This is a genomic window from Oceanobacillus alkalisoli (assembly GCF_021556485.1).
GTDB lineage: Bacteria > Bacillota > Bacilli > Bacillales > Amphibacillaceae > Oceanobacillus > Oceanobacillus alkalisoli.
In genome coordinates this window covers 1-12,380 of the sequence record NZ_JAKGBW010000002.1, presented here as the reverse complement: position 1 = coordinate 12,380, position 12,380 = coordinate 1, and the positions used below count along the sequence as shown (strand labels likewise).

14 protein-coding genes are annotated in these 12,380 nt (G+C 41.3%); 4 read left to right on the top strand and 10 right to left on the bottom strand.

The features are described 5' to 3' along the window. The first annotated feature begins 7 nt into the window (after nucleotides 1-7). Nucleotides 8-565 (top strand): beta-class carbonic anhydrase, encoded by a 558-nt coding sequence (locus LZD48_RS02235; RefSeq protein ID WP_235761109.1) that lies wholly within the window; start codon nucleotides 8-10, stop codon nucleotides 563-565. Nucleotides 566-664: 99 nt separating this feature from the next. Here the strand turns inward: LZD48_RS02235 and LZD48_RS02230 are convergent, their stop codons facing one another. Further along, entirely contained in the window at nucleotides 665-2,062 is a 1,398-nt protein-coding gene (locus LZD48_RS02230) for an MDR family MFS transporter (RefSeq protein ID WP_235761108.1), read from the bottom strand. A 729-nt stretch (nucleotides 2,063-2,791) separates the two neighbouring features. Here LZD48_RS02230 and LZD48_RS02225 point away from each other — a divergent pair. Next, nucleotides 2,792-3,325 (top strand): YusW family protein, encoded by a 534-nt coding sequence (locus tag LZD48_RS02225; RefSeq protein WP_235761107.1) that lies wholly within the window; start codon nucleotides 2,792-2,794, stop codon nucleotides 3,323-3,325. A gap of 149 nt (nucleotides 3,326-3,474) precedes the next feature. On the opposite strand, the gene LZD48_RS02220 is transcribed toward LZD48_RS02225, so the two are convergent. The 8 genes from LZD48_RS02220 to mscL all read right to left on the bottom strand — a co-directional run bounded on the left by LZD48_RS02220 (nucleotide 3,475) and on the right by mscL (nucleotide 9,355). After that, nucleotides 3,475-4,032 carry a 5-formyltetrahydrofolate cyclo-ligase gene (locus LZD48_RS02220; RefSeq protein WP_235761106.1) on the bottom strand — a complete coding sequence of 186 codons (558 nt, stop codon included), beginning with the start codon at nucleotides 4,030-4,032 and terminating at the stop codon, nucleotides 3,475-3,477. A 21-nt stretch (nucleotides 4,033-4,053) separates the two neighbouring features. Continuing rightward, nucleotides 4,054-5,730 (bottom strand): formate--tetrahydrofolate ligase, encoded by a 1,677-nt coding sequence (locus tag LZD48_RS02215; RefSeq protein WP_235761105.1) that lies wholly within the window; start codon nucleotides 5,728-5,730, stop codon nucleotides 4,054-4,056. Between the two features lie 577 nt (nucleotides 5,731-6,307). Continuing rightward, nucleotides 6,308-6,835 carry a GNAT family N-acetyltransferase gene (locus LZD48_RS02210; RefSeq protein ID WP_235761104.1) on the bottom strand — a complete coding sequence of 176 codons (528 nt, stop codon included), beginning with the start codon at nucleotides 6,833-6,835 and terminating at the stop codon, nucleotides 6,308-6,310. Next, a complete protein-coding gene (locus LZD48_RS02205; RefSeq protein ID WP_235761103.1) occupies nucleotides 6,832-6,993 on the bottom strand; it encodes a hypothetical protein in 162 nt (53 codons plus the stop codon). Before LZD48_RS02205 ends, LZD48_RS02210 begins: the two co-directional genes overlap by 4 nt. 57 nt (nucleotides 6,994-7,050) lie before the next feature. Further along, nucleotides 7,051-7,629: an SLOG family protein gene (locus LZD48_RS02200; protein WP_235761102.1), complete on the bottom strand. Its 579-nt coding sequence runs from the start codon at nucleotides 7,627-7,629 to the stop codon at nucleotides 7,051-7,053. A gap of 74 nt (nucleotides 7,630-7,703) precedes the next feature. Continuing rightward, on the bottom strand, nucleotides 7,704-8,120 hold the full coding sequence (locus LZD48_RS02195; RefSeq protein ID WP_235761101.1) for a spore coat protein: 417 nt from the start codon (nucleotides 8,118-8,120) through the stop codon (nucleotides 7,704-7,706). A 176-nt stretch (nucleotides 8,121-8,296) separates the two neighbouring features. After that, nucleotides 8,297-8,902, bottom strand: coding sequence for a Dph6-related ATP pyrophosphatase (locus LZD48_RS02190; RefSeq protein WP_235761100.1), 606 nt, complete (start codon nucleotides 8,900-8,902; stop codon nucleotides 8,297-8,299). Between the two features lie 69 nt (nucleotides 8,903-8,971). Then, a complete protein-coding gene (mscL, locus tag LZD48_RS02185; RefSeq protein WP_235761099.1) occupies nucleotides 8,972-9,355 on the bottom strand; it encodes a large conductance mechanosensitive channel protein MscL in 384 nt (127 codons plus the stop codon). Between the two features lie 127 nt (nucleotides 9,356-9,482). Here mscL and LZD48_RS02180 point away from each other — a divergent pair, with 127 nt between their 5' ends. Together LZD48_RS02180 and LZD48_RS02175 are read left to right on the top strand one after the other, a co-directional pair. Further along, nucleotides 9,483-11,210, top strand: a complete 1,728-nt coding sequence (locus LZD48_RS02180) for a SulP family inorganic anion transporter (protein ID WP_438822738.1) — start codon at nucleotides 9,483-9,485, stop codon at nucleotides 11,208-11,210. Nucleotides 11,211-11,423: 213 nt separating this feature from the next. Continuing rightward, nucleotides 11,424-11,624 (top strand): cold-shock protein, encoded by a 201-nt coding sequence (locus LZD48_RS02175; protein WP_156854769.1) that lies wholly within the window; start codon nucleotides 11,424-11,426, stop codon nucleotides 11,622-11,624. A 116-nt stretch (nucleotides 11,625-11,740) separates the two neighbouring features. Here LZD48_RS02175 and LZD48_RS02170 read toward each other — a convergent pair. Then, nucleotides 11,741-12,380, bottom strand: a 640-nt coding sequence (locus LZD48_RS02170) for an IS3 family transposase (protein WP_235761097.1), incomplete at its 5' end; no start/stop codon positions are given.

The following is a 12,380-nucleotide window of genomic DNA, read 5'->3' as shown; positions in this document are numbered from 1 at the left end:
ATGGTAGATGAGTTTACAAGATTTACTAGATTTTAATCAAAAGTTTGTAGAAGATAAAAGCTATGAAGCGTATCGGACTGACGTATACCCGAATAAAAAAATGGTCATCTTCACGTGTATGGAATCAAGATTATTAGAACTCTTACACCGAGCACTTAATCTTGAAAACGGAGATGCGAAAATTGTTAAAAACGCCGGAGCTATTATCCGTAAACCTTTCGATAGTATTGTAAAAAGCATTTTAGTTGCAGTTTATAATTTGAAAGCTGATGAAGTAATCGTCATCGGTCACCACGATTGCGGTATGTCAAATGTCGATGTTGACGCGTTGAAGCAAAGAATGCTTGATCGCGGCATTAGCGAAGAACGCCTTAATACATTAGAATATAGTGGTATCGATTTGGATGAAGAGTTTCACGGATTTACGGAAGTGGAAAACTCGGTCACGCAAAGTACGGAAATCATCCGCAATCACCCATTACTACCCGAAGGAATTAAAGTACACGGCCTCGTGATTGACCCCCATACAGGAAAAGTTGATGTTGTAACTAGAGACGGAGAATAACAAAAGCGCAGAACGGATGTGACTAGTTTTATTTTATAGTTATGCCATGCAATAATTAAAAAGACTGAGACGATTTTTAAATTTCGTCTCAGCCTTTTCTTATACTTTGCGATCTTTAATATAAAAGGACATAATGAACCCGATTAAAGATATGATTCCCGCGAAAACAAACGATATATTCACTCCATGAATCATTCCTTCAATGCCCTCTTCTGGTATCGTAAAGGTCGTCATAATCGTTATCGGAAGGGCCGTTCCGATCGAACCTGATACTTGGCGAAGCGTATTGTTAACCGCTGTTCCATGAGAAATCAAATCCATCGGAAGAACGTTTAATCCCGCTGTCGTCACCGGCATCATGACCATGGATATACTGACCATTCGTAAAGCATGGGTTACGGCAATATACGTAAATGACGTTTCCGGTGTCAGGACGGCAAACATAAACGTTGAAACCGTTAAGATAAGCATCCCTGAAACCGCCAGCCATCTTGCACCAAATCTGTCAAACATCCGGCCTGTGATTGGGTTTAACAATCCTTGAATGATCGCACCTGCGAGGAGGGCAAGCCCAGATTCAAATGCGGAAAAGCCAAGCATTGTCTGCATATATAATGGTAAGACAATTGCTGCACCAATTACCGCAATGAACGTAATCATCCCGATTATCGTTGTAATGGTAAACATTTTATATTTCATAACTCGGAACTCCAAGATTGGTTCATCGAGTTTAAACTGACGGGTAATAAACCAAACTAGCGTGATAATACCTACGCCAAACCCGAGTAGAACTTCTGCACTTCCCCATCCAGCACTTCCGGCCATACTGAAAGCATAAAGAATTCCTCCAAAACCGAATGTCGAAAGTATGATTGAAAGAACATCCAATCTTGGTTTTGTCTGCTTCGTTACATTCTTTAACACAAAATAAGCGAGAATGATGTCAATAATCGCAATCGGCAGAATCATCCAGAACAACCAACGCCAGGAGGCTACCTCGACAATATAACCCGAAAGAGTTGGTCCAATCGCCGGTGCAAATGCGATGACGAGACCGAACATCCCCATTGCAGTTCCCCGTTTTTCAATTGGAAAAATAAGCATGAGAATCGTCTGCATAAGCGGCATCATAATACCTGCACCCGCTGCTTGGAAAATCCTTCCCAACAAAAGTAATTCAAAACTTCCTGAAATTGCAGCTGTAAATGTTCCTAAAGAAAATAGGCTCATTGCTGTTAAAAATAGGGTACGGGTCGTAAATCGCCCAATAAGAAAAGCAGTGATTGGTATCATGATTCCATTAACAAGCATGAAAACCGATTGCAACCACTGCACGGTATTTTCCGTTAATTCGAGATCGATCATTATTTTAGGTAGTGCAGTTCCGAGTAAAGTCTGGTTCAATATTGCAACAAACGCACCAGAAATAAGAACAATAACCAATGGTACCCGATTAAAGTTTTGTATATCTTGACCTTTTGATAAATTATCTCCCATATATTTATTCCTTCTTTCCTCATTCTCTTGACAAGTATACGTAACTTTATATTTTATCACTGGTTTTGCCGGGAAACAATTTTAATGACCATTACAATCCTTATCTTCGTTACCATTTATTCCTTTTATTCAGCGTAAGTGTCCGAAACTTTCTACTGGAGGACCGCAGTCCAGACACCTCTCGCACCTGCTGAGCGGCTGGTGAGCTTCCGCAGGCAAGCTTACCTCCGAACAGGTAGTTCTAATGCCGGCGTTGGTCACAGGACGTGACCGTTCTTAGCCGGCCTCCCGCAGGAGTCTCGAGGTGTCTGGACTGCTACCAGGAAAAACCTAATTTAGAACGCTACTTATTATTCCAAAGATATAATTTTATCGTGACATGGCACTGGAATATATTAATAATAATTATCCCAACCAGTTCAGTTGCCCGGTGGACGGTGACTCCTCCGGGAACAGCACGAGTCTGGAGACCCCTTAGTGCTCAGCCCGAGGAGCTCTAGCAGTGCCTAAGGATGCGCATCCGTCCACCGGGCAACTGAACGGCGATTAGAAAGCAAACCATGAGAACGTGCAAAACACTTACGCTGAATGAATGGAATTTTTGGCTTTTGTAAAATATTACAAGAGGATACTCAACCGTTTCGGATAGTGAAATTCGGGCAATAAGTTTAGGGGGCTTCATTTTTGGATAAGTTAATATATATCACAATGAAAAGGAGACTGACATCAATGAAAAAACTTTTTTCATTACTTACCATTCTACTATTATCCACCATTCTTGCAGCCTGTGGAGATAATGATGAAGTAACAAACCCACCGCAAGATGACACAACGACAGAAAATCCTGATAATGGTGCAGCAGATGATAACACGAATGAAGACAATCAAACAGATAATAACAACGAAGCAAATGGAGATAGTGATAACGCCGATTTTACAAGTGATTACATCTTTACGAGTTTCGATTTAGAAGTTGATATTGAAAACAATGATGATGCAGTTGATGTCGATTATGACGTGGACGATGATGATAATGAAATCGAAGCATCTTATGTGAACAAACCGGACAATATCAATTTACGAGGCAATGAAGCAATGGATGAGCTTGATAGCATCTTCACTTCCTTCGAATTCGATGAAAACACTCCAGACGAAGAAGTGATCAACGAAGTGCTTCAAGCATTCAACATTCCAGAAGATGCTGCTAAAGTGGATTTGGAAATCGAATTCGGTGATAATGTAGAAAAAGAATACAGAAGATAAACTAATACTTCATTCAGACGAGGTTTCCATGCCTCCCCCACCTTCTCATTTTAGGTTTCCCTCATGTTTAGAGGTAGGGGTATTACAGACCGTTAATGCGTGAAATAATAACAATCGCACCGCTTTTTTTTGAGCTGGTGAGATTGTTATTATTTCACGAAACCATTTTCCGTAATCAAATATTCTACCGGAACATCAAAAGACTCTTTTGGTACTTCTGCAACTAATTGTCCGGAATAAAGCAGAGAGACTGTTCGATTTGGATAATCTGTGAGAAATCGGTCATAATAGCCACCGCCAAACCCAACTCGATATCCCCGTTCGTCAAAGACAAGGCCGGGTACTACAAGGAGATCAATTTCCTGCTTATCCACTTTCACTGTTTCGGAAGGATTTGGTTCACGAAGATTGAAATAACTTGCTTCCAGTTGTTCAAAGTGATCAAGCTTATAAAAATCAAGCCTTCTTACGTCCGGGACACACTTCGGAACGACGACCGTTTTTCTTTCTTTCCATCCTTCTTTAATTAAAGCTTCTGTATCCCATTCAAAACCGGCAGATACCGTAATACCGACTGTGGTTGCCTGTTTCCAGAGTTCAGAATTAATGAGATTTTGAATAATTTCCTTCTCAATTTCCGCTTTCTTCTCCATGTCTAGATTTGTTAAGTTATCTTTTGCGAGATTTCTTAGATTTACTTTATCCAATACCGTCCCTCCTTCTCTTTTTTAAAACAAGCCGACAATTTTTCCTTCAGGAGTGACATCAATATTTACGGAGGCCGGATTCTTCGGCAAACCTGGCATTGTCATTACCCTTCCCGTCAAGACAACGAGAAATCCTGCCCCTGCGGATACTTTCACTTGTTGGATTGTAATATGGAAATCCTGGGGTGCTCCGAGTAATGCCGAATCATCTGATAAAGAGTACTGGGTTTTTGCCATACAAATCGGCAGCTTATCATATCCCAACTTAACAAGCCTCGTGATTTCACGTTCGGCTTCTGCTGACAGTTCAATCCCAACTCCGCCGTATACTTTTTGCACAAGTTTTTCAATTTTTGTCGTGATCGAGTCTTCCAGACTATACGGATGGCGCAATGTACTCTCTGTTTCACAAAGCTTTACAACTTCACGTGCGAGGTCTTCTGCACCTTTTCCACCCTGTGCCCAGACGTCAGAAAGAACGACTTGCACACCAATCTCTTCACATTTCCGCTTTATAATGTTGAGTTCTTCATCTGTATCTGTCGGAAATTTGTTAATTGCAACGACGGAAGGAATGCCAAATACGTTTTGCATGTTTTCAATATGCTTAAGTAAATTTGGTAAACCTACTTCAACCGCTTGGACATTTTCTTCATTCAGATCGATTGCAGCTATTCCACCATGCAGCTTTAAAGCTCGAACAGTTGCAACAATTACCGCAGCATCTGGTGCGATATTCGCCATCCTGCTTTTAATATCGATGAATTTCTCTGCTCCTAGATCTGCTCCAAACCCAGCCTCTGTTACCGTATAATCCGCATATTTTAAAGCAAGCTTTGTCGCCATGATACTATTACAGCCATGTGCAATATTTGCAAACGGACCACCATGGATGAGTGCTGGTGTTTTCTCCAGTGTTTGTACGAGGTTCGGTTTTAAAGCATCCTTTAATAAGGCCGCCATTGCTCCGTGGGCATGAAGCTCGCCTGCTGTCACAGGCTCATCATCATAAGTGTAGCCAATAATAATATTTCTCAGCTTCTCCTTCAATTCCTTAAGATCATTAGAAAGGCAAAGGATAGCCATAATTTCAGAAGCGACCGTAATATCGAAGCCATCTTCTCGAGGTACACCGTTTTTTTCTCCGTCAAGCCCATTTACGATATGACGGAGCTGCCTGTCATTCATGTCGACAACCCGTTTCCACGTAATTTTTCTTGTATCGATATTTAGTTCATTTCCTTGATGGATGTGGTTATCGATCAAAGCAGCCAGAAGATTGTTAGCGGCTCCGATTGCATGAAAGTCACCAGTGAAATGAAGGTTAATATCTTGCATTGGAACGACTTGAGCGTATCCACCGCCTGCTGCTCCTCCTTTTATGCCGAACACTGGACCAAGCGAAGGCTCACGTAAGGCAATCATCGCTTTTTTCCCGATTCGCTTTAGCCCGTCACCGAGTCCAACTACCGTAGTCGTTTTCCCTTCCCCAGCTGCTGTGGGATTGATTGCAGAAACTAGGATGAGTTTACCATTAGATTCATTGCGCATTTTCTCAAGGGCAGTGAAATTTACTTTCGCTTTGTAATTTCCGTATAGTTCAATGTCACTCGCGTCAATCCCCGCTTGTTCTGCAATCTTTGTTACCGGCTCCATTTCAACAGATTCTGCAATTTCAATATCTGTTTTATAGGTCATTTGCTTCTTCCTCCTTTATAATCATCCTTGCCTAACTAGTTCCATTGCCAGCTCATTGCTTTCATACAGCGTGAGTGTGCCTAACCCTGAAACTTTCTACTGGAGGTCCGCAGTCCAGACACCTCTCGCACCTGCTAAGCGGGCGGCAAGCCTCCTCGCGCTATCGCGCTGCGGGGTCTCGCCAGGCTTACCTCCGAACAGGAAGTTCTAATGCCGGCATTGGTCACAGGACGTGACCGTTCTTAGCCGGCCTTCCGCAGGAGTCTCGAGGTGTCTGGACTGCTACCAGGAAAGGCCGAATTTGAATCACTGTTTAATATTCTGGAAAAGTATACTCCTTATCGTGGTCGAATAATTTCTATTTAAAATAACCATCTTACCAGTTCAGTTGCCCGGTGGACGGTGACTCCTGCGGGAACAGCACAAGCCTGGAGACCCCGCAGGGCGGTAGCCCGAGGAGCTCTAGCAGTGCCTAAGGATGCGCATCCGTCTACGGGACAACTGAACGGCGATTAGAAACTCCAGTCTAGAGAATGCGCAAAACACTTACGCTGTATGAAAGCAATGGGCGGTGCTTTTAATTTTGGATATTTAAAATCATTCGGATGGTATGTATTGTGTGTCCTTCGAGTTCGTCGTCGAATTCGGAAATTTTATGGAAACCTTTTTGCTTATAGAATTGGATTGCTCTGTTGTTCTGGCGTTCCACATGAAGGGAAATCTTCGTTGCGGATAAATGGTTCATTCCGATTTGCAAAAGGGCGCTTCCGATTCCTCTTCCTTGATATTCTGGATGGAGATAGATCGCATGCAAGTGGATACTATTGTCGGAATACACTTGTGAATAATTAGCAAAGCCAATGAGTTCTTGATTGCTTAACGCAACATAAAAGTTCGAACTGCGGCGCTGTTTTTTTAATGTTTTTATACTGTAAGCTTGACTCAGGAAACTATCCTGAACCCCTGATGGAATGATTCCTGCATAAGTTGAATTCCAACTCCTTTTCGCAACTTCTTGGATCGCTGGAATATCTTTTCTTTTCATTTTACGGATGGTTAGGTACATATTTTTCACCTTATCATTTATTTCATGTTTCATGTTCATTTCCGTTTCGCTTTCCGTTCCTGCTGTTCTTCAAGGATCGCTTGTCCAACAGATGAAGCCTCGATTCCTTTTTTTACTGCCGCAGCAATAACGAAGTATAAAATAAGGAAAGGTACAATGAATAAAAATAAATTTATTAATGATGCAACAATTTCCACAACCTTACCCCCTCAATCTTTATTATACTTATTTATCTAGCTCGGTTCCATCTATTTTTATTCTTGATTCTTTTGTAATTTGACCCATAATTCCGGGTCAGTCATTTGAATTTCTTCCACAATCTCATCAAGATCCATCGGAGTGATGAAATAGATTGGATAATCCTCACTCATTTTCTTTGCAGCATCAAAAAAATAGCGGACGCTTCCCGGAAATTCTTCATCCATCAGCAAGAGACTAACATCACTTTTCTCCGCAAACCATTGGTTTCGCGCCTGAAATTGATAAGGACCTTTATAGTCACCGACATATAACGGCTTGTAAAAGTCTGCCGTCATAATGATTTCCTGATATTTCTCCTGAAGCATCTCGGGCCAACGCTTGTCCTGATTTTCAAATGCAGGGAAAACCGCCAGATTAACATCATACTCCTCTTCTTTTAAATCAAGTACGACTTCAGCTGTCCAGAGTTCCACTCCCATCTGTCCAGAGACAATCACCCATTCCACTCCTTCTTCCATAAATCCGATAACCCTTTTCTTTATCGCTTCTTTAATAATATGAACTTTCGGATCGTTTTCTTTAAAAATTCCCATTTCAAGGGATTTATAGCCACTTACATGTAATACTTTCATTTTTTCACCTCTTATGGTGCATTGATTAAAAATAGGCTGGAACCATTACGTTCCAGCCTAACCTCTTTACTATCTTAACACCATTTACCTGGCTTTTTCCAATGATTCCCGTGATGCATACCGCAGCCCGGTTGAGTTGCGCCCATTACTTGGCCTGGTCCGGCTCCAGGGCCCATACCCATTCCACCTGGCCCCATACCGCCCGGACCACCTGGCGGGCTATATGCGCCGGCTACTTGCCCTCCTGGTCCTGATGGTGTTTCAAAGGCTCCCCCGAATTCATTCACACTGTTCCAAGTGTTTTGTACGGAAGTAGAATGTGGATAAAAATGTTTATTTTTCTGTAAATGATGATTCATAACTGTCGTATGAGATGGGTGCACATGATTTACCGTACTTTCAGAGAATTGGTTAACACAGTTATGCTTAGTCGGATAGATAATTGTTTTACATGCCTGACAACCACAATGGCGTCCATGTTGATGCCGCATAAAATAATCCCCTTTCTGTTATAGATTCACTACTAACCTATGTCAACACCTAAGGGGATGTATAAGCAAGTACCCAGTAAAGGAAAAATATATGGGATTTACGCTTGGTACCCGCTTTAGTCAAACGCTAATAATTCATTATTTATCTCTTCACCTTCACAATACCGCTCTCAAGCTCAAGGATAGGATCTGTCCCCTCGAAATAGCGGACCATCATATACATAGGTATGATATTCACCTGATTCACCGAGTGGACAGACATCAAATGTTACAATGTCTTCGATGAAATGTTTATCTATTTCTCTTCCAAGCCAAACGCTTGGGAGCTTGTTCTCATCCAGTTTTACAATTTTACTTTTATACCCAGCGTCGACAAAATCAATGAGCAACTTAAGCGCTTCTTCCTGCTCGGTCCAGAGCGGATAATAAGCTTTTAAGTCAACCGATTCAGCAAGCTTTTCTCCCCATTCCCGGTGTCCTTCCAAATAAATATCCCCATATCCTATTCCTTCAATTTGATAATCTTTTTTTATTTCTTCCAGTTTACGTTTGTAATCCGCTGTGTAATTTTCGAAATCGGTAACGACCCATTCAATCGGTATGTTTAAGCGCACTGCTTGATCTTCCAGCCGGTCTAGCTTTTCTCCGTGGGCAACTGTTTCCCCGCTTTTGCTCCAAACAGTCGTAATAAGGCAAACGACCGTGTTCCCTTGTTCTAGCAAACGGTGTAGCGCAAACATTGAATCTTTCCCGCCACTAAACGATAATGCTATATTTGTCATCAGCTCTTTCTCCTTCCATTATATTACCTTGTATAAAAGCCAGGCATTCCGGCATCACCTGGCTTTTTGTTAATTTTGTCCATTTTTTTCTTTTAATAAATCGCGGATTTCGGTAAGTAGTTGTTCCTGTCGATCAACTTCTTCTTCCTCTTTTTCTGCTTCCTCTCTCCGTTTAAATTTATTCAATACACGGATAGCCATGAAAATTGAAAATGCAATAATCAAGAAGTCAACAAATGATTGAATAAAACTTCCATACATAATTTCTGCATCCCCAAGCGTTATTTTCAAGCCGGTGAAATCAATGCCACCTGCTAACATACCAATAATTGGTGTAATAATATGATCAACAAAAGAAGTGACGATGGCGTTGAACGCTGCTCCAATCACAACTGCTACTGCCAGATCAATGACATTCCCCTGAAAAGCAAATTCTTTAAACTCTTTCCACACGCAAATCCTCTCCATTCCTTTTTAGCTATTTTTTATTTTTTCAACATAAATGATTGAGAAATGCACTTATTTCAGTACTTTTATGATTATATGATATTATAGATGGTAGAATCAAATAGGAGCTGAAGTGAAATTGTGGAAAGACAATCGATTCAAGGGTTTAACTGCCAATGATGTTAAGCAGGATGTGGTTGCTGGTATTACAGTTGGTATCGTTGCAATCCCCCTTGGTATGGCATTTGCAATTGCGTCAGGAGTGAAACCGGAATATGGCCTATATACGACAGTCATTGCGGGAATTCTTGTAGCATTGTTCGGGGGTTCGAGATACCAGATTGCCGGTCCAACAGGAGCCTTCATCCCTATCCTGCTTGCGATTGTTTTAGAATTCGGTTATGAGGATCTGTTGATTGCAGGATTTATGGCAGGAATCATCCTCATGGTCATGGGGTTTTTTAAGTTAGGGAATCTGATAAAATTCATTCCCCGCTCGGTCACAATCGGGTTTACAGCTGGTATTGCCGTCATCATCTTTTCAGGACAAATTGAAAACTTCCTCGGTCTAGAGGGCATGGAAAAGAAGGAATATTTCCATGAAACGATGCTGCAGATTTTTGAAAAACTGCCGACAATAAATTGGTACAGTATTTTAATTGCAGTTCTAGGAGTTCTCATTCTTGTATTTATACCACGATTTTTCCCGCGCGTCCCCGTACTATTAGTAGCACTGATTATTCCCGCACTACTTGCTTATGTATTTTTTCCAGGTAAAGTGGCAACGATTGGCACAGCCTTTGGAGGCATTTCGCAAAGTTTGCCCAGCCTGCAAATCCCGGAAATTACATGGAATAAGATTATCACTTTGCTGCAACCAGCATTTGTCATCGCAATGCTTGGCGGGATTGAATCCTTACTGTCTGCTGTTGTTGCTGATGGAATGACAGGGAAACGGCATAATTCCAACCGTGAGCTGGTTGGGCAAGGGCTTGCCAACGTCGTAACACCGCTTTTTGGAGGTATACCGGCAACCGGTGCGATAGCCCGTACGGCTACGAATATTAATAGTGGAGCCATCAGTCCATTATCTGGCGTATTCCAAGGTGTATTTGTATTAGTTACGATTCTTGTTTTTGCACCATTTGCTTCACATATTCCGCTTGCAAGTATGGCACCGATTCTGATGCGAGTGGCACTTAACATGAGTGAATATAAATCATTTTCCCATATTATACGCTTGAAATCGAGCGACTCTTTAGTCTTAGTCGTTACGTTCCTGCTGACGGTATTCGTTAATTTGACTGTTGCAGTACAATTCGGATTACTGCTCGCTATGGTTTCATTTGTGAAACGAATGAGTGAAGTACTTGGTGTCGAAAAAGTTATTCCAAGCCATTTAAAAGACGAGCAAGTTTTAGAAAATGAGAAATTGGCAGCAAAATGTCCGCAGCTTGCCTTTTTCACGATTGAAGGGCCATTATTCTTTGGTGCAGCTGATAAATTTGAATCCATGATTACCCGTTCGATTAACCAAAAGCCAGAAGTACTCATTTTGAAAATGAAGCATGTTTCTTATATGGATGCAACCGGCGGAAATAACTTAACCTCCCTTATCCGCGACTTCAAGAAAACTGGCGGAACTACTCTGTTTGCAGAGGTGAACCCAGATGTGCTTGAAGCTATAAAGATAAGTGGATTATATGAAGAAATTGGTCGAGAGCATATCTTTAATGACGCGAGCAAGGCGGTCGACTACGCATTAGAAATCATCAGCGTCCCAAATTGCTCACGCTGCGGCAAAAAAGCAGCAAACGCCTGCCAAGTCTTCCAAGAAAGTAAAAAACTCCAATCTTCCTGAGCGGGACACTGGGGTCAGAGCTTTTGTCCCACTTCCCCGTCTTAAATATTTTTTAAAAAAGTTTGCAATCAGCAAACGATGATGCTATACTTGAAGTAATTATTTGCGTTCGGTGATAATAAGGATAGAAATAACACTGGTTGTTATCGTCTTGAATTGGCAACTTGAACAAAAATAGTAATAAACGTGCAACACGCACATGGAGGTATTTTAATGAACACAGGTTCAGTAAAATGGTTTAACGCAGACAAAGGTTTCGGTTTCATTGAAGTTGAAGGTGGAGACGATGTATTCGTACATTTCTCAGCTATTCAAGGCGAAGGTTTCAAAACTTTAGAAGAAGGTCAATCTGTTTCTTTCGATATTGAAGAAGGAAACCGCGGACCACAAGCAGCAAACGTTGTTAAATTATAAGACGTATTAAAAAAAGCCTCTCCCGAATTTCGGGGAAGGCTTTTTTTATTGTTTTAAACTGGGACAAGATCTCTGTGAACTGCGCCCTGTCAAGTGGACAGTAAAAAAATAAAAATCTATGCCGCAGCCTGGTACCGATATTCTAACGGTGTTAGGCTGTTTAATTTCGTTTGGTATCGTTCTTCATTATAAAATTCCATATAAGCGTCAATATCGTCCACTAATTCTTCATAGTTCTTGTAATGCGTTAGGTCATAACATTCGCATTTAAAATGGCCAAAGAAGCTTTCTATCGGTGCATTATCAATGCATTTACCAATCCGGGACATACTACGGGTCATGTTAGCTTCAGTCGTAATCTGACGGTATTCCTTCGATGTGTACTGTGAACCACGATCACTATGGATTAACGGAGATGCATCTGGATTGGATTCTATCGCTTTCTTAAGCGTATTCATTACTAAAGGATTGTCGTTAAACCTTCCGACTTCATAGGCGACAATGGATCCATCATAGAGATCTTTAATCGCACTTAAATAAGCTTTCCTGTTCAGACCAAATTTTAGATGCGTGATATCTGTTACCCACTTCTCATTTGGTTTGTCCGCAGTAAACTCCCGATTAAGAACATTCTCTTCGATATGAACAAAGCTAGTCTTGGTGGAATAGCCATTTGAACGGCGAATAAAGGATTTCAAACCTAATTCAATCATTAAACGTCGAATGCGTTTGGGGCTGTACTTTTTCTTATAGTGG